We start from the raw sequence: 17,828 nt of genomic DNA, 5'->3' as shown, positions 1-17,828 counted from the left end.
CATATGATTTTTATAAGTATATTGGGCAATTTTTTGTTACATTGCCGAGATCATTACAACGAGAGATAACAACTGCTTCGCTACATAAATTAGGCAAAATATTACTGTCTGAGCGAGTTCGATCAAATAGTTTTAAATATAGGCTTTCATTATTTGTGATACAGACATTTATTCTATAAAGTGGAATCCAACGACCATTAATCCCCGCTTGTGCTCCGACTCGCGATACATAAGGTACGAGTTTTGTATAGTCAGCCAAAGAAGCCCCCGATTTGCCTGCAATATTTGGCAGTGAATCAAAATAATTTTTTACGTCATTATTACAAACCGATGAATTACAAGATAATCCAGAAACACTGACTAGTTTTGCCTGATTTAAATCGGCAGGGAAATCTACATTTTGTAAAATAAATAAACTATCTATTTTAATTGCCACATTTCTATTTAATAATTTTTTTGCTAATTTTTGCATCTCATCGACTTGTTTTTGATCTAGTAACTCTTTAGTTTCAAAACATGATGTTGATTGTTTACTGCATAAAGAAAAAGAAGGATCAATATTGCCATTTGTAGTGTCATCAATGGTTGGGTATAAACTTGTGCGTTCTCGAAATAAAGAGGCAACTGTATAAGTTGCACGGTCTAATTTATTTTGTAACATAATTGAACTATAAATATCGTAAACAACATAAGTTAATGCGATAAAAATAAAAAATACTACTGCAAACTCAATAGAAAGCACACCTTTTTTATTATTAATAAATTTTCTTAAGTTAGTTATTATCATACTCATTCCTGCCATTAAGAATAAAATTCACGATAAACAACCACTTTCTTATTTAATGAGGCATCAATTAGTTTGCTAAATAAGGAAGAAAAAATTGCCGAATATTGATATTGTAAGTCAAACAAAATAATCTTATTTTCGGCAGGTTGTGTTTCATTACAACGATTATTGATAACATCACTAATTGAATTACAAAAATTTACCGCTATTGTAAAATTATTCAATGATGTAAATATTCCCCAACCAGGAACTTCATCAGCTAAAGCCTGTCTATAAATAACAGAGTAAGATGATGCACTTTGATTGATATTTTCAGTGACAGTAGTTTTGCGGCTAATTTGCGTTGAGACGAGATCGAGTGCCGAGCCTATTAACATTATTCGGCTCATTTCTAATACAAATAAAAACAGCAAAATCAGCATAGGGACTATAATGGCAAACTCAATAGAAATTGCCCCTGTTTTTCCCATTAAAAATGAATGATTAAATCTACGCATCATATTACCTTTTCTTTTTAGCGATAAAAGAAGAAAAAGTTGAATGTTTTTTATGCTCTTTTTCGATACCAATAACTGCTGCAGAGATACTTTCGATTTCAGCATCCAGATAGGATTTTTTGAATTTTTCCTGACTAGGGATATATTTTCGAGTAAAATTAATTGGCTTGCCAAGATACTCTTCTATATCGACATTTTGTAGTGATGATTTTTTATCAACAGGTAAGTTATCATTAATGCAAATCAAGAATCGCTTATTTTGTATGTGATTATCTTTTTGCTTCATTCTATTTACCTCTTCTAATGCATTTTTCGCGACTTTAATCGAATAAGGATCGCGATTGACAATCAGAAAAATAATATTAGATAAATTAACGATGCTCTCAAGTTTATTTACGCAAGAGTGCAAACCAATATTTTGATCTAAGATGGTAATGTTAAATGAGCCAGAATCCAGATAACCATACTCACCGATTTCATCATCTTGTTCTATTTTTACTTGCAGTGATTGATCAATTTGAGTAAATAAACCCTCTTTATCAATTGGCATTTCAAATAGAAAGTCCGCATTTTGGCTGGTTGTTGCCCCTTGTATATATAAAATCGGGTAATTAGTCGATTGGCTAATATTTTTTAATACATGAACGATTAACGAAGATGTGCCGATTCCGCCTTTACAAGACAGAAAGGTTACGACACTACCAATTCGCTTGCTTGATCCTGGCGGTGTAGAGCTACGTAAAAAAAGTATGTCAGGTATTTTTTCAAGCTGCTTGTCTTTTAATAAAAAATGGATGCCTTTTTTAGTCAGAAGATCTGCAAATATAATTGAGTCATTTTCGCCCACTAATATTGTGGTTGACCTAATCGGAATAAAGCGATTAATATCGGCTGCAATTTTTTCTGCATCCTTTTCTTGAGCAATATCAATAATAAAAATATCAAAATCTCGCCAACGTGTATCTTCTTTAATACCATTTAAATCTAATGAAAAGACTTCTATACTTAATACATTATATAAGAATAAGATGGCTCGAATATTATCAATGAGTTGTTTATTGGTGCTAATAATGGCGACACTAAAGCTTGATATTTTGCCTTCAATAAAATCTTGGCTAGCATTGTCAGCGGATATTATTGTATTTTTTTGATTATTTTTACTAAACAGTTGCATATAAACCTCAGAGTTTCCTATTCAATAAATCCCATATAATTTACAAATTTTTCGCTTTCATTTGAAATAGGGAGTGTTTTTTCTTTTTGTTTATCAAAATTACTATTAATATTGAAAAATAAATTAGTTGAGTTCGTTCGCTCAAATATTGGTAGCTCGACGCCATTAAAACTATTATTAGGGGTGACTAAATTTACGGTAACAAACACTACAAGTTCGGTTTTTTCTCGCTGAGTGATGGTACTACGCGCAAGTGCTCCTAAGATCGGAATATCGCCTAAAAACGGAATTTTTGTCAGCGACTCGCTATCTTTTTCATTAATTAATCCAGCAATAACAAAACTATCGCCATCGGCGACATCGACGGTGGAACTAGTCTTACGTGTGGATAAGGTCGGAATATTGTAGTCATTATATTGGTAGTTACCAGAAAGTGAACTAAACTCATTGGCAACAAATAGACGAATCCGTTTGCCATTGTATACTTTTGCGCCAATATTTAGTTTTATACCAAATTCTTTGTACTCAATTGTATTTGCCTCATTATCTTTACTCGCTACGAGAATAGGAATTTCTCCTCCAACAAGAAAAGAGGCGGTTTCACCTGATAAGACCGACAAGTTGGGCTCCGCTAATACTTTAGCTAACTTATCTGAGTCTATAGCACGTATCGCCGTTGTAATATTATTAATATCAAAGCCTTTTTTTAACCCTAATAGGGTAAATTCACCGACACTGTTTATGTTACTCTCATTTTTCATCATACTTTCTAAGGTTAAACTCTGCCATTCGATACCTAACGCATTGGTAAATGCTTTACTGACTTCAACAAACGTTAATTTGACGTTAACTTGCGTTTCTTGCACGACCTCAATTTTATCAATAATGTTGTCATACAATTTTTTTTGTAGAAACTCAAGCTCATGGTCATTTTCTGAACCATAACTATCTACTTTAAGTGATCTTTGTCCTGTACCGATCATTGCGCCAGTAAAGTCAAGGATTCTATTTTTGGTTTCCGAGTCCGGAACATTACCACTTAAAACATAAGTGAAGCGTTCTCCCGCTCCTCCTGCTGCATATTTACTAATATTAATATTGCTATTAGGGAAGTCTTGTTTAATACGGTAGATCACTTGGGATAGGATAGGATCAACATTAATAGTATCGTTTAGTATGATATTGTCATTTTCATCATAAGCCGTGAGACTGGTTAATCCATCTTTTTTGGCATAAATAATAATACTCTTATCACCGACGACTTCATAATTGGCAACAGAATCTTTAGCGATAAATATAGTATGAATTTTATTGGATAGGTTGATTGTTTTGCTTTGTCCTGGCTGTAAGTAATAGGTTGTGGCTAAAGCTGATGAAGAAACACCCATTAATAGCAATGTAATAGATAAGCTAAGTGCTTGTTTATAATATTTATGCAGGGTTAATAACGACATATTAATTTCCTCTTAGCTTATTAATTTGTTTGTAATTAAGGATTTGTCTTTCAGATAGTGGCCAGCCTTTTTCTTGCTCGCCTAGCATTATCATGCCATCATCCAAGCTTTGGGTAAAAGTGCTAGGATAGACAACGATAGTTGAATTTGTCATAAGCGTTCTTACTAATTTTATTTCATCATTCGATAATGCAAGGTTAATTCGTCCTAAGTTTTGCTTAGTATTTACCATTTCATTTTCGATAAAGAGAATTTTTTTGCTCATAATCAGTGGCTTTATATTGGTTTTTGAAAAATTACGGCTTGGTGATGTGAGTGTGATCTCGTTGTCGTTCCGGTTGGAGCTTTGTTCTACGCCATAGACAACATAAATATCAATTAAGTCACCAGTCTTTAAGTTATTTAGTAGGTAGGCATCTTCTTTCTCAATATCGATAGGAAAGATGTACTCTCCCGCTTTTAGTGACAATGTAAGGTATTCGCGGCTATTGGGCGAAGCAACAAAGTTGTGCTGAATCATTGTTCCTTCTTCAATATTATTTTTTACAACATGTTGATTAATTTGTGATGAAGTTAAAACATATTGTGTTTTATCAAAATCACGTTTAGTCACTTCTATCGTTTTAAAATAATAGTCAGCGGGAGTGATAATGGTTCTAGCTGGAATGTCTCTCTTGGCGACAGCTATAGTAACCATTTCGGTTAATGGTGTTTTTTCAGCTTGAGCTTCAGCAATTTGATTTTCGGTTTTAGGTGAGGAATTACTAAAGAGCAGCGTAAAACCGATCACTAGCATTAAAACATATAAAATAATAAGTTTTTTATCTTTCATAAAAGGTTAGTCCAAATTAATCGTTATTATCATTTTGTGGTTATGTAATTTATAAAACTATTGAGCAAGATAGAAGTCAACGGAAATACGATGGCCATTTTTTGCTTTCCCAAGGTAAAGGATTTTGTAGTTAGATATATTTTTTACTTTAAAATTTATTGTTAATGTTTTATTGGCGTTATATTGTGCGGTAACATCAGCAAAATTACGGTTACTGTCTTTAATATTTTTAATAATCTGGTCAATATTTGTTGAAGACAGATTTATATTGATTAATTTAATTTTAAATGAATTATCTAAGCCTTTTTGAATACTATATTGAGTGCTATTTAGCTTTTTATCTGTTTCAATAGTAATGCGAGAAAAATACTTGTGTTCACCTGAGCGAATAGCAATAAGGTCAGTATTAACAGCCGTTGTTTTATTTGGCTTAACTATTGGGGCGTTATTTTTACTATTTTCTGTTATTTTTATTGGTTGTTTAGGTATTGAATTTGCATTTTGCTCTTCGGTGTATGCTTTTTTCATTTCATTAGGAGTAGGAATAAGCTCATTAAAATTAACCCCTTTATTTGGCTCAACCTGTTTTAGTTCTTCGAGTAAAATAGTCGGTTGATTTGACATTTTATTTTGAATGCAAAGTTCCTTGGCAACCGATACTTTATCTAGTTTTACTAGCGCAAAAACGAGGTTATATAAAACAGTTTTATTTCGGTAACCTTTATTGTATAAGACATTAAGATAATCATAAGCAGCTAAATAATCTTTGTCTAAGATTGCTAACATGGCCAAATTATTTAATACTTTATTCTCGTCGTAAAACATTTCTCTTGATTTTTTGAATGAGTATTCTGCGGCATCGTGCTTACCTAATTTGACTTCAATAATACCTTTAAGGTTATAAGCCTCGCCATTTTTAGGATTAATTTCTAAGGCTCTATCCAAATATTTATTAGCAATGTTATAATTTGGCGATTTTGTTTTAGATAAAATATTACCGTATAGCACCAACATGTTATCATCTTTAGTTTGATCAACTAATGGCGACAAGGTTCGTTTAGCGGAACTAAAATCTTCTGATAAGTAATAAGCTTGAGCAAGTTTTAAGCGAGTATCTGCCGTATCGGAATTTTTTAATCGATTCTTATATAATTCGATTAATCCACCATAATTTTTAGTTGTTTCGTTAATATAAATTTTTTGTTCTTCATCAAGATCCCTTTTAGTTGTATCGTTCTGGCATCCAGTGATGATAAAAAAAATAGTAAACATAAATAGAAATTTTGCTTTCATGGTACCCCTTATCTTTTGATACTCTTGTTATTATTTAAAGTAGTAAGTTATTTGTGTCACAAATATTTAAAACATCGTAAAAAGTTTAACCATGACTGGGCCTGCAACAATTACCAGCACAGGGAAAAGAATAAAGATCATCATTGGTACAGTCATTTTTGCGGAGATAGCCGCAATTTTTTCTTCAATACTCAGTCTTTGTATTTCGCGTATTTCAAAAGAAAGATCCAGCAAGACTTCATAAATAGAGTTGCCATAATTAATACTGCGCTTTAGTGTTGTACAAAACATCCGCATCTCTTTACTTGGGACCTCTCGGTAAATCAAGTCTATCGCAGGGGCGATGCCGTTAACTTCCATCATCAGGCACGCTCGCTCAAAGATTGATGCAATGTCGGGATTAACCGTTTTTACTCGAGAACTCAGGTAAGTAAAGCTTGTTTCAATAGTCATTCCTGATTTGATCATGATTGCTATCAGATCGATGACTAAGGGTAGATCTCTTGAGACACCTCTTATTTTTTTTTCTGTTTGTGCCTTAACTAATCTTTCTGGCACAATGATAACCAAACAGATAATAACAAATAACGAAACGATAATAGCCGTCTGGCTTAATTCAATAAAATTAATAAAGTTATTGATAATAAATAGTGTGGAAAAAAGAATAACAATGGCATAAATTTTCCATAAATGTTGATCTTGAAAGCGCTGTAAAAAACTGACACCTAAGCTATTTTTAGCAACAATTTTTTCAAAGGCGATATTCTTGTTTTTTTTAGTCGCAACGGTAATCGCTTCTTTCGCCTTCTCAACATTCAATAATAAATCTAACGTTTGTTTACGTTGATAGTAACGATAACTATAAAATAGTTCTTTAGCCGAAAATACAATTAAAAATGCTGAAAACAAAATTGCCATAAGTGGTCATCCAAGTTAAATTATCTTATTTATCATAGTTCTTATTAACAATACACCGAAGCTAACACTCGCAACGGTATAGTAAAGAATGACATGCCCGCCTTCAGTATCCATCAAGTACTCGAAGTTTTCTTTCGAGATAAATCTAAGCAGTAAAATGAATAGACCCGGCATTGCACCAAGAATCATCACCGTCATCCTCAGTTCAGCCGTTTTACTGTCACGTGTTTTGGCCAAAATACGATTGTTGGTTAACATTTTTGATAAACGGGATAACACTTCTTTCAGCTCACCGCCTCCATCTAGGTTTACCATGATAGTCAATATAAAAAAATAGTATTCAGGGAAGGGGAGGTGGCGGTATGAGTTAAGTAATACATTGTGCGGATTCTCACCTACATCTAGTCGATTACATATTTCTTTCATTGTTAAGCCTATTGTTCCTTCCAGTTTCTCCGCACATTCTTTAAATCCAGCTGAAACAGATGCACCAGAAGAAACCACCCCCAGAATCATATTTAATGCTTCAGGAAAATTTTCATAAAAATATTTTTTCAGGCGGCGCTTCTTTATGACAAGTAAAGTCATAATCGTCACAATAAAACTTGCCAATAATATGGCATAGGGGTTAAGGTCAAAATATAGCTTGTTAACGATATAGCTGACAATAATACTTAATGTTATTATTCCTAATAGCTTTATTCTGTCAGTTGAACTATTCATTATTAAATAATAGTTCTTTTTAATGTTGCCGATCAGTGACTTATTCACGTTTTCACGGAATAACTCCTTATCTTTTTGAGTACTACTTTCGACCATAGACGAGAAGATTTTTTTTTGCGTAGTAATTTTATTAAAAATATGTAATCGCCCTTGCTTTCGTCTTAAGGATAGTAAGCTCACCATCGAAGCACAAATTAAGATTACCGCTAAAATAAGAGTCATTTTCTAATTCCACCTGCTTTTATCATTACATCTTCTAATATTCCTGCAAGTTCGTAATATTGTGCTGCGTCATAAAGCGCTGAACGTCTTACTAAACCATTAAATTCAAATAAACCTTGAATTTTGCTGTTACTATCGCGCTCTTCATTAATTTGAAATTTGAATATGTCATGCGTAACAATGTTGTCTGATTCCATGCCGACAACCTCGGTAATACTGGTGATTTTTCGCTGTCCATCTGGTAGCCGTGATACTTGAATAATAAAATTGATGGATGAACTGATATAACGTCTGATTGCATTTAGTGGTAATTCAGATTGTGCCATTAGCACCATACTTTCGAGCCTTGATAGTGCATCACGAGCAGTGTTAGCATGTAGTGTTGACATGGAGCCGTTATGGCCCGTATTCATAGCCTGCAACATTTCAAACGCTTCTTCGCCGCGACACTCGCCGAGAATAATGCGATCTGGTCGCATACGTAAGGCATTCATCAGTAAGTTTCGCATGGTTATTTTGCCTCGGCTATCTTCACCACCGATTCTTGTTTCCATTCGAACCACATGATCTTGTTGTAAACGTAATTCTGCCGCATCTTCTAACGTAATCGTTCGTTCATTGTCATTAATGAATTGAGATAAAACATTAAGTAAAGTCGTTTTCCCTGCACCAGTTCCACCTGAAACAATAATATTCATACGGCAGCGAGCGGCAATGACTAAAAAATTAGCCATGTTTTCATCTAACGTCCCAAGGTTAATTAACTCAGCAAATGTTCTATTACCTGTGCCAAATTTACGAATAGAAAGGGAGACGCCATCGATGGCGATAGGCGGAATAACGACATTAAGTCGGCTACCATCAGGCATTCTTGAATCAACTAAAGGATGGGTTTCGTCAAGGTTTTTTCCTACTTTATTGACTAAACGACGGGCGATATCAAGTAGTTGACGCTCACTAATGAAAAATTTATTAGTCCTAATCAAAGAGCCACTTTTTTCAATATAAATATTGCTGGGACCGTTGACTAAAATATCGTTAATTGAGTGATCATTCATCAATGAGTCTAAAGGACCGTAACCGATAATTTCATCACAAATCATACTTGCTAATGCGTTTGATTCATCTAACGAAATATAGGCATCACCTAAACTAATAATACTCCGAATTATTGATAAAATTTCACGAGTAACCTTACTCGGCTCATTTTTTAGGTTTTCAATTAAATCAAGATCAAGTGACTGGAATACTAAATCCCTAATTTTAGCCCACTCAAGAGGAACTTTTATTTTTTCATTCATTGTATTTTTTCATCACTTATTTTTATTATTTATTTTTATAAACCAAATAATTAGCTCAAAAAAAGCTAATTATTTGGGGACAACTATTTATTTAATTCATCTTACTGAATAATAGATTGTAATTTAGTTGATAAAGCATTAAACACGTCTGTTAACATGGTAGCTACAGGCCCGTTAGAGGCGAAGATCACCATCACAACCGCTGCAACGCCAGCTGCAACAATTGCATATTCAATTGCAGTAACACCAGCTTCATTTTTTACAAATTTTTGAGCAAATTTACGGATAGAATTAGATAATTTCATTTTTACTTCCTTTTATAGTAAGGGTTGTTAATTTATTTTGTTTACTGAACTTGATGCTATACCGCATCAATTCGAAATGGATTATATCGAGCCAAATATGTTGTTTCAATAAGCGTATAACTATTAATAATTCAATTTCAATCGGAATGAATTATCTATATCAATTATCGGTATAGGTATTTTAATGCTTGAGTATTTTTTTATAGTTAAAGTCAGATAGTTATATTTTTTACCTTAAATAGATTACCTTTTTAGTTTTTTTATTAGGGATAATAAAAATGAGTGCATTTAAAATATTAAAGACTAAAGCGGTTTTATTTTGATAAATAAATTGATTTTAGTCAAAAATAAATAATTGTTATACCTCTTACTCTAGTAGAAACCATAAGAGTGATAAAGCGAAGCTGATATTTCAATGAAGATTAAAATTATTTGATTGCAAATGACCTTCGCAAAAGACAAGCAATAAACTGTAAGGCTATTGTTAAGGCTTTTATAAATATTTATGGCAGCATTGGGTTAGGAAACGTGCAAGGTTTTAATCAAGATAGATAACTATGTTCTCATGTTGGGATAAAAGCAGACTATATTAAATGGTTTATTGTTGTTAACTACATGCAGGTTGATTTTTCTATTCAGAACATTTATTAAGCGCCCCTAGAAAGCGCTTTTAATGTGAGTAATCTAAAATATCAAGGTTTAGCAATAATTTTTATTAATCGCTAATAGCAGGACCTTTAGCCATTAATAACGTCAACTAAAGTATTTGATAAAAGAGTGAAGACCCTTCTTAGCATTTCATAAACGGCCCCAGAGCTATCTGGTTTGAAAATAACCATGACGACGGCGGCAACGCCTGCTGCGACAATTGCATATTCAATTGCAGTAACACCAGCTTCATTTTTTACAAATTTTTGTGCAAATTTACGGATAGAATTAGATAATTTCATTTTTACTCCTTTCTACAATAAGATTTATTAATTCATTTTCTTCACTGAAATCAATGCTCAAGCGCATTAACTTAAAATCGATTCTATCGGCCAATATATGCTGATTCAATAGATGAAACCTTATTAATAAATCATTATTAATTGATGATAGTTATATATGAAAATTATCACTTTTAGTTGGCTTTATTATTAAATATTTTTTTATAATTAAACTCAAATAGTTATATTCAATTACGTCAAAGAGGTTACCGGTTTAGTGTTTTTAATGCGCCGTTAATAAAACAACTCTTTATAAAATATTAAAGATTAATATTGTGCTATCCTGATAAATAAGTTGATTTTAATCAAAATTTAGTTCGTCGTTTAAACGAATTTTATCTGACCATTATGATATGATTTTCACAAGGAAGTAAAAAAGACATTATGTTGATATCCGTTTCTTACCAAAACCTGTTTGACGGCATGGTATCACCAAATTGGCGGGCTATTTCCTTTTTGTCTTTGTATTGTCATGTTTAATGCCATTACTGTAAGTTGAGAATCAGGTTTATCAGAAAAAGCCCAATCTACTATAGAACCAACGGCTGCGCCAAAAGCGGTCAACATTCTAGCTAATAGTAACTCCTCAAAATACCGACTATACAATGCAATCATGGAAGCTAAGTCATACAGTAGTAAACCAGCAATTATGGCAAACCGCCTTCCTGATAAATCGCAAATTCGCCCCCAGAATACAACACCAATAGCAAAGGCAAAAAAATAAAAGGATAGTATTTTTGATGCCTCTTCAGTGCTCACATTAAAATCTTGAGCAATATAAATCAAGGCAGGGCTGAGTATGAAATAAACGTAGCACAACCACAACCACAACCACAACGTGAACCAGTAATATTAAGACTCCCGACTGAACGTCGTTTACTAAATTTTTCGGTAAATGAACTTCTGCCACCATTGAAAGAATTTTGTATTACTGTGGGTGCAAGTGAAAAAGCTATTAGCAGAATTTTTATGAGGGAAACGGGGTTAACTTATCAGCAATGGCGACAACAGTGGCGTTTTCTCAAATCTATAGAGCTATTATCTGAACGGAGCAATATATCATCCATAGCAAATAACCTCGGTTTTAGCAGTGGCAGTGCTTTTGTATATTTTTTCAAAAAAATGTCAGGAGTTACTCCTAAGGCGTATATACATATACCAAAAACTAGTGAGTGATCCTCGCCAAAAAAGTGGACAAATGCCACCTCTATGATATAAATAAAAATCAGAGGAGAACATATCATGGTCAAAAAATTCAGTACCGAGTTCAAACAGCAATCGGTCGATTATGCGCTGTCTAACGCTCACCTTTCAATAACTGAGCTGGCCAACCATTTAGGTATAGGTAAATCGACCCTTGATAAGTGGATAAGGCTGCTAGCGCCAAATAAAACCAGTCGTCGAGAGCTCACCATTGAGCAGCAAAAAATTATCGCCCTAGAAAAAGAGGTAAAAGAGCTCAAAATGGCGAATGAAATCCTAAAAAAGGCGCATGTGTACTTCATCAACCATCCAAGTCGGTGAAGTACAAGTACATGAAGCAACACTTATCATCCTATTCAGTGCCGTTAATCTGTCGTCAGTTAAATATTAGCGTGTCAGGTTACTATGCTTGGCTCAGACGTGAGCCCAAATCAAACGGACTAATTGATAACATCAAGACACTTTATTGGTGGCATAAAGCCCGTTTGGGCGCACCAAGCTTAGTGCACGATATCAGGGATAAGGGCTATAATGTGTCAGAGAGAACGGTCAGTCGAGTATTACAAAAATTAGGCTTGCGGAGTAAGGCTACACGTAAATTTAACTATCGGGCTGCGCCAAAGCTATCTCATGATGTGGCGCCAAATACCTTAGACAGGCAGTTTAATCCGGATAAACCTAATAACGTTTGGGTGACCGATATCACGTATATCAAAACCGGTGAAGGCTGGCTATACCTCTGTGTGATTATTGATTTATTCGGGCGAAAAGTAATTGGTCGGCAAACGAGTCACCGTATTGATAGGCATTTAGTCTGTAATACACTCAAAAATGCCTTATTCCGTCGCCAGTTTCCAAAAGGTGTTTTGCTCCATAGTGACAGAGGAAGTCAATATTGCAGTGCGGATTTTAAACGATTAATATTACTAAACGGACTTAAACAAAGCATGAGCCGAACCGGTAATTGCTGGGATAATGCGGTTGCAGAAAGTTTCTTTCATACCTTAAAAGCACATATTATTCATGATTGTTATTACAAAACACGGGAGCAGGCAAATAAAGCACTATTTGAATATATTGAAATCTATTATAATCGGGTTCGTCGCCATTCAGCTAATGGTTGGATATCGCCAGAACAATATGAAAATCAGTACTACTTAAATAACACATTTATAGAGGCGAGCACTGTCTAATATTTTGGCGAGGATCAGTGGAATACTGCCATTATGCCTGACTGAACGTTGCAACTGCTTTACCTGCTCCGCAGGAATACACCACAACCCCTTATCCAAATCAAACTGCTCAGGCCTAGCTTGGCGTAACTCACCCGTACGCACCCCCGTTAACAACAACAGATAAATCCCCAATCGCGTTTGAATCGCACCCTGATAATCAGCCAGTCTTACCAAAAAAGCTGGTAACTCCTCCTGTCGTAAAAACGGATTATGCTGCGTTGGATTTTTCGGTAGAGCCAACACCGTCATCTCCGCCGCTGGATTACTACCAATCAACCCCTCCGCCTGCGCATGCTGAAACAACTCAAACAACCAACCACGGCACTTCTCCGCAATAGACAACGCGCCACGTGCTTCAATACCTCGTAATACTTTAAGCACATCCGCCTTACCAATTTTATCCATTGCTAACCCACCCAGCACAGGCAACATATCCTTCCCCAAATACCGCTCAATTTGTACGGCGGTACTTTGTCGTTTATCCCGCTTATCCAACCCCAACTTACGAAACTTAAACAACTTCCAACGTACACTAAAGGCAGCAAATGACTCCACCGAAGATACCGTTGAATCTAAAGAACCACTATTCGCCAGAACTGAGTTATCAACAGCATTCGATTTAGAGACCGATAACTCATCAGCAACAGACATACAAACAGGCGATAACCCCTGCTTAACCAACGAACGATTAGTTTCGCAACGTAGCCTTGCTTCAGCAAGCCCCATCTCAGGATACACCCCTAACGAAATGCGTTGCCGCTTTCCCTGCAACGTAAAACGAAAATGCCACGACTTACACCCCGAAGGCGACACAAACAATGCCAACCCCTCAATATTTTTCAAGGTATAAGCTTTTACTTTAGGTTTACAATGTTTAACTAAGGCATCAGACAAAGCCATAGACAATCTCCTCAACAGCAAAATAGAAAAAAGGAGATTCCAATTATTAGGAGATAGAACTAAAAGTCAGTCAACAATCCAAAGTACCACTTGTTTATTTCGATGTACCTTTGGATGTACCACTTAAGAGTGGATTTCAGTACACGTCAGTACCCTTTAATGGAGTACAAAACAAGGCTTAATGACTGATTTTAAAAGAGAAAACACCGCTAAGTGCTTGATTATAAAAGATTATAAATTTTGAACTGGAGCGGGAAACGAGGTTCGAACTCGCGACCTCAACCTTGGCAAGGTTGCGCTCTACCAACTGAGCTATTCCCGCATTTAAGCACTCTTCCTAAGAAGAGGCAATCATTATACAAAAAATGTTTTTTCTAGCAAGTATTTTTTGCTATTTGTTCTTTTTTTGTTTCCAGCTTAATGCTTCAAAAGCGCCAAATATGAACACTCGTAGTACTTTAAAACGATCTCGTGATTTTTCCTGACTACTCAATGTTGAACTTAATAACCAAGTTTGTAGACCATGGACAATAACAAAGGTCGCTAACGCTAAATAGGCAATTAGATTTGCCGGTTTTGGGTAAGGGTAAATAAGATTAAATAATAAGAAACACCAAATAAAAAGATAAATAGCTTTGCCAATAAGGATAAACATTATACTTGCTCGCTTATAAATAAATATGATTGGACTTGACCGGTAATTTTTTCGCGATGAAGTTGCCAAGTCGCGGGAATATGGCTTGATTGTAAACCGTTTTTTTCTGTTTCAATATAGATATAAGCACCTGGTTTAATCCAATTATTTTGCTCAATAAGGATTATTATGTGTGGCACTAATTGTTGATAAAACGGTGGATCTATAAAGATAATATCAAATTGTTGATTTGCAGTTTGTTTTAACCAGTTTAACGTATCTGAATTAATAATATGGCAATTTGATGCCTGTAGGAGCTGCTTATTTTTTGTCAGTTGAATTGCTGTGGACTTATTTTTTTCTATTAGTAGTGCGTGTGCAGCACCTCTTGAAAGTGCTTCAAACGCTAAAGAGCCACTGCCTGAAAAGCAATCTAAGCAAGAGGATTCAGCAATAACTGGCATTAACCAGTTAAATAGCGTTTCCTTTACTCTATCCGTAGTCGGACGCAAGCCTTCACTATTTAATACTGATAACTTACGTCCACGCCACTTCCCACCAATAATTCTAATAAATCCATTCATAAATCGGGTATCTTCTATTTTACCTTACTTTAAACTTGCATTCTAAAACAATTCATATGTATTGCCTTGATCGTCGGTAACTTTTGTGCCGACTTCTTGGGTTGGGTATTTTGTTGGTTCGGTTCCGAGGATAAAATACTCCATAATTGCATCCGTTCCTGGCTGTGGGGCAAGTAAGCCTGTTTTCTTATCGATTAAAATCGATACCACTGATGAAGGTTTAGTTTCTTGCTGTTCTGGAATATCTTGCAATGCAGCTTTCATATAATCGTTCCAAAGTGGATTTGCTGTCACAGCGCCTCCTTCAGTTGCGATATAGGAATTATCATTAAGCGTATCTCGTCTCGCTTTACCAAGTTCTCGCCTATGATCATCAAACCCAAGCCAAACGGTGGTAACGATATTTGCACCAAAACCTGCAAACCAAACATCTTTTGAGGCATTTGTTGTTCCTGTTTTACCTCCAATATCTTTTCTTCCTAACGATTTGGTCCGCCAAGCGGTACCACTCCATAAACCATTTGGATCCCCCCATACAGTCGATTTTAGCGCATCTTTTATAATAAAGGCTATTTCGCTACTAATAACATGAGGGGCATAAATGACGCCACTATTTTTATCTAATGGGCGGACATTACTGCCATTTTGATTAATTAATCCTTCAAACGAAATGCTCGGATCGGGTAATAATATGTTGTCATCAGCTTTTAGTTTAGATTGTTCTGGTTCATCTGTTCCGGATGAGTCTAGCGCATTTTCAACATTATCCAAATTAGCGACTTTGTTACTTGGTTTTTCATTTCTGTCATCAAGACAATTAGAACAAGCAATTTCTGGCGAATGTTGATAGATAATACCACCTTCGCTATATTCTATTCTATCAATTAAATAGGGTGTTATTAAATAGCCACCATTCGCCAAGACGGAGTAGGCTCTAGCAACTTGCAATGGCGTAAATGAAGCAGAGCCTAAAGCTAGCGATTCATGGCGTGAAATATTTTCTCTAGGAAAACCAAAACGTTCGAGATAATCTGCGGCATAGTCGACACCTATGGCCCTTAATGTTCTAACCATCATGACGTTTTTAGATGTGCTAAGTCCAACACGCAAGCGCAGTGGTCCTTGATAAACCGCTGGGGAGTTTTTCGGTCGCCAAACATCACTACCTGCATTGCTGCGCATAATTGGCGCATCATTGAGTATGGTTGACATTGTGAGACCCTTATCTAATGCTGCTGTATAAATAAAAGGCTTGATTGTCGAACCAATTTGCCTAATCGCTTGCGTCGCACGGTTAAATTTACTTATATTGTAATTGAATCCACCTACCAACGCTTTTATTTGGCCGTTATCAGCATTAATAGATATTAATGAACCATTAATGATTGGTATTTGACTTAATTCCCATTGTTCGTTTTGTTTCTTAACCCAGATTTGTTGACCTGCACTAATTACAGAAGATACCGTAGTCGGTAGTTTGCCTTGAAGGTTATCATTAATGTATGGTCTTGCCCATTTTACACCATCAAAATTGATAGTAATTTTATTACCATTTGACAATATAGCAGTAGCTTCATCTTGGTTTGATTTTATGACCACAGCAGGGCAGATCTCGCTATAACACATATAACGATTTAGAGCGGATAGGATTTGCGTTTCGTCCCAGGCTTTTTCATTAGATTTCCATAATATTTTTTCAGGGCCGTGGTAGCCGTGACGCATATCATATTTGAGAATATTATCTCGAATGGCATCAGTTGCCGCGATTTGATCAAGCTTTGAAATAGTGGTATAGACCTTGTAGCCATCTGTATAAGCTTTTTCGCCAAACTTATCATACATAAACTGTCTTGCCATTTCTGCAACATAAGGTGCCGAAAACGCAATCTTAGGTACATAATATTTGACACCTAATGGTTCAATGGTGGCATTTTTATATTGTTCATCAGTGATAAGACCTTGCTCAAACATTCTATGAAGTACCCAATTTCGTCTAGATAATGCTCTTTCTGGATAGGAGATAGGGTTATAAGCAGATGGCGCGTTCGGCAAGCCAGCTAAAAGTGCCGCCTCGCTTAGTGTCAGTTCGCTCGCATCTTTACCAAAGAATGTGTAAGCCGCGGAGCCAATACCATAAGCTCTAGAGCCAAAATTAATCATATTTAGGTACAGCACAATGATTTCTTCTTTCGATAGTTCTTTTTCTATACGAATAGCTAGAATCATCTCTCTAATTTTTCGACCAAGGCTTTTTTCTGGGGTTAGGAAGAAATTTTTTGCGACTTGTTGGGTAATGGTACTGCCGCCTTGTGAAAATCCGCCCTGTTTAAGTCCAATATATACCGAGCGCAAAATGCCGATAGGATCTATACCATAGTGTTCATAAAAGCGAGAATCTTCAGTGGCAATGACAGCATTGAGCACAACAGGGGGAATATCATCATATTTTAATGGCATCCTGCGCCGTTCACCAAATGTAGCAATCAGTTCTCCATCACTACTTAAAATTTGCATTGGTGTTTGCAACCGAACATCTTTCAATTGTAATACATCAGGCAGGTCTTTTGAATAATAAAAGTAACCTACCATAACAATGACCATACCAGACAGAATACAACCAGTACTAAATTTTAGTATAAATTTAAGAACTTTTAAAAACTTCACAGGGCTTCCCAATTAAATCATTGCAATTTGCTACATTATAAAAATATTTTCATAAAAAGTTTAGAAAATAGTGCAGTAGCAAATTAAGGTCACTATACTGTTTTTATTATATA

At 35.3% G+C, this 17,828-nt stretch carries 17 protein-coding genes and 1 tRNA gene; 1 reads left to right on the top strand and 17 read right to left on the bottom strand.

Annotation, left to right across the window (positions count from 1 at the left end):
- Positions 1-10: 10 nt before the first annotated feature.
- From tadF to RHO12_06685, 12 genes are all read right to left on the bottom strand, one after another.
- On the bottom strand, positions 11-787 hold the full coding sequence (gene tadF, locus RHO12_06740) for a tight adherence pilus pseudopilin TadF (protein ID WVD65091.1): 777 nt from the start codon (positions 785-787) through the stop codon (positions 11-13).
- A gap of 14 nt (positions 788-801) precedes the next feature.
- A complete protein-coding gene (locus RHO12_06735; protein WVD65090.1) occupies positions 802-1,287 on the bottom strand; it encodes a pilus assembly protein in 486 nt (161 codons plus the stop codon).
- A gap of 1 nt (position 1,288) precedes the next feature.
- Complete coding sequence (locus RHO12_06730) at positions 1,289-2,458, bottom strand: hypothetical protein (GenBank protein ID WVD65089.1); 1,170 nt, start codon at positions 2,456-2,458, stop codon at positions 1,289-1,291.
- 17 nt (positions 2,459-2,475) lie between these two features.
- Positions 2,476-3,912, bottom strand: coding sequence for a pilus assembly protein N-terminal domain-containing protein (locus RHO12_06725; GenBank protein ID WVD65088.1), 1,437 nt, complete (start codon positions 3,910-3,912; stop codon positions 2,476-2,478).
- Between the two features lies 1 nt (position 3,913).
- The gene (locus tag RHO12_06720) at positions 3,914-4,744 is read right to left on the bottom strand and encodes a hypothetical protein (protein WVD65087.1); all 831 of its coding nucleotides are present in this window, start codon (positions 4,742-4,744) and stop codon (positions 3,914-3,916) included.
- A 57-nt stretch (positions 4,745-4,801) separates the two neighbouring features.
- Positions 4,802-6,037 (bottom strand): hypothetical protein, encoded by a 1,236-nt coding sequence (locus RHO12_06715; GenBank protein WVD65086.1) that lies wholly within the window; start codon positions 6,035-6,037, stop codon positions 4,802-4,804.
- A 66-nt stretch (positions 6,038-6,103) separates the two neighbouring features.
- Complete coding sequence (locus tag RHO12_06710) at positions 6,104-6,955, bottom strand: type II secretion system F family protein (protein ID WVD65085.1); 852 nt, start codon at positions 6,953-6,955, stop codon at positions 6,104-6,106.
- A gap of 15 nt (positions 6,956-6,970) precedes the next feature.
- Positions 6,971-7,900 (bottom strand): type II secretion system F family protein, encoded by a 930-nt coding sequence (locus tag RHO12_06705; GenBank protein WVD65084.1) that lies wholly within the window; start codon positions 7,898-7,900, stop codon positions 6,971-6,973.
- On the bottom strand, positions 7,897-9,201 hold the full coding sequence (locus RHO12_06700; GenBank protein ID WVD65083.1) for a CpaF family protein: 1,305 nt from the start codon (positions 9,199-9,201) through the stop codon (positions 7,897-7,899). The genes RHO12_06705 and RHO12_06700 overlap by 4 nt, the downstream gene beginning before the upstream one ends.
- 101 nt (positions 9,202-9,302) lie before the next feature.
- Positions 9,303-9,506 carry a Flp family type IVb pilin gene (locus RHO12_06695; protein ID WVD65082.1) on the bottom strand — a complete coding sequence of 68 codons (204 nt, stop codon included), beginning with the start codon at positions 9,504-9,506 and terminating at the stop codon, positions 9,303-9,305.
- A 737-nt stretch (positions 9,507-10,243) separates the two neighbouring features.
- On the bottom strand, positions 10,244-10,456 hold the full coding sequence (locus tag RHO12_06690; protein ID WVD65081.1) for a Flp family type IVb pilin: 213 nt from the start codon (positions 10,454-10,456) through the stop codon (positions 10,244-10,246).
- A gap of 468 nt (positions 10,457-10,924) precedes the next feature.
- Complete coding sequence (locus tag RHO12_06685; GenBank protein ID WVD65080.1) at positions 10,925-11,254, bottom strand: MFS transporter; 330 nt, start codon at positions 11,252-11,254, stop codon at positions 10,925-10,927.
- A 483-nt stretch (positions 11,255-11,737) separates the two neighbouring features.
- On the opposite strand from RHO12_06685, the gene RHO12_06680 reads away from it, so the two are divergent.
- A protein-coding gene (locus RHO12_06680; protein WVD65079.1) for an IS3 family transposase occupies positions 11,738-12,891 on the top strand; the annotation gives its coding sequence in 2 pieces (ribosomal slippage) (positions 11,738-11,984 and positions 11,984-12,891; 1,155 coding nt in all).
- Here RHO12_06680 and RHO12_06675 read toward each other — a convergent pair.
- From RHO12_06675 to RHO12_06655, 5 genes are all read right to left on the bottom strand, one after another.
- Entirely contained in the window at positions 12,856-13,833 is a 978-nt protein-coding gene (locus RHO12_06675) for an integrase arm-type DNA-binding domain-containing protein (protein WVD65078.1), read from the bottom strand. The genes RHO12_06680 and RHO12_06675 overlap by 36 nt on opposite strands.
- A 246-nt stretch (positions 13,834-14,079) precedes the next feature.
- Positions 14,080-14,155, bottom strand: a tRNA-Gly gene (locus RHO12_06670).
- Between the two features lie 69 nt (positions 14,156-14,224).
- Entirely contained in the window at positions 14,225-14,488 is a 264-nt protein-coding gene (locus RHO12_06665) for a DUF1145 domain-containing protein (protein WVD65077.1), read from the bottom strand.
- Positions 14,488-15,051, bottom strand: coding sequence for a 16S rRNA (guanine(966)-N(2))-methyltransferase RsmD (gene rsmD, locus RHO12_06660; protein WVD65076.1), 564 nt, complete (start codon positions 15,049-15,051; stop codon positions 14,488-14,490). Before rsmD ends, RHO12_06665 begins: the two co-directional genes overlap by 1 nt.
- Positions 15,052-15,093: 42 nt before the next feature.
- Positions 15,094-17,715 carry a transglycosylase domain-containing protein gene (locus RHO12_06655; GenBank protein ID WVD65075.1) on the bottom strand — a complete coding sequence of 874 codons (2,622 nt, stop codon included), beginning with the start codon at positions 17,713-17,715 and terminating at the stop codon, positions 15,094-15,096.
- Positions 17,716-17,828 lie beyond the last annotated feature (113 nt).

This window comes from Orbaceae bacterium lpD02, from assembly GCA_036251875.1.
GTDB classification, from domain to species: domain Bacteria; phylum Pseudomonadota; class Gammaproteobacteria; order Enterobacterales; family Orbaceae; genus Orbus; species Orbus sturtevantii.
Note: the sequence above shows the minus strand (reverse complement) of the source record. Positions and strands in the feature narration are given on the sequence as shown.

Excerpts from the sequence above, each read along its gene's own strand:
- tadF (WVD65091.1), bottom strand. The coding sequence starts at position 787 with ATGATAATAACTAACTTAAGAAAATTTATTAATAATAAAAAAGGTGTG.
- RHO12_06735 (WVD65090.1), bottom strand. The coding sequence starts at position 1,287 with ATGATGCGTAGATTTAATCATTCATTTTTAATGGGAAAAACAGGGGCA.
- RHO12_06730 (WVD65089.1), bottom strand. The coding sequence starts at position 2,458 with ATGCAACTGTTTAGTAAAAATAATCAAAAAAATACAATAATATCCGCT.
- RHO12_06725 (WVD65088.1), bottom strand. The coding sequence starts at position 3,912 with ATGTCGTTATTAACCCTGCATAAATATTATAAACAAGCACTTAGCTTA.
- RHO12_06720 (WVD65087.1), bottom strand. The coding sequence starts at position 4,744 with ATGAAAGATAAAAAACTTATTATTTTATATGTTTTAATGCTAGTGATC.
- RHO12_06715 (WVD65086.1), bottom strand. The coding sequence starts at position 6,037 with ATGAAAGCAAAATTTCTATTTATGTTTACTATTTTTTTTATCATCACT.
- RHO12_06710 (WVD65085.1), bottom strand. The coding sequence starts at position 6,955 with ATGGCAATTTTGTTTTCAGCATTTTTAATTGTATTTTCGGCTAAAGAA.
- RHO12_06705 (WVD65084.1), bottom strand. The coding sequence starts at position 7,900 with ATGACTCTTATTTTAGCGGTAATCTTAATTTGTGCTTCGATGGTGAGC.
- RHO12_06700 (WVD65083.1), bottom strand. The coding sequence starts at position 9,201 with ATGAATGAAAAAATAAAAGTTCCTCTTGAGTGGGCTAAAATTAGGGAT.
- RHO12_06695 (WVD65082.1), bottom strand. The coding sequence starts at position 9,506 with ATGAAATTATCTAATTCTATCCGTAAATTTGCTCAAAAATTTGTAAAA.
- RHO12_06690 (WVD65081.1), bottom strand. The coding sequence starts at position 10,456 with ATGAAATTATCTAATTCTATCCGTAAATTTGCACAAAAATTTGTAAAA.
- RHO12_06675 (WVD65078.1), bottom strand. The coding sequence starts at position 13,833 with ATGGCTTTGTCTGATGCCTTAGTTAAACATTGTAAACCTAAAGTAAAA.
- RHO12_06665 (WVD65077.1), bottom strand. The coding sequence starts at position 14,488 with ATGTTTATCCTTATTGGCAAAGCTATTTATCTTTTTATTTGGTGTTTC.
- rsmD (WVD65076.1), bottom strand. The coding sequence starts at position 15,051 with ATGAATGGATTTATTAGAATTATTGGTGGGAAGTGGCGTGGACGTAAG.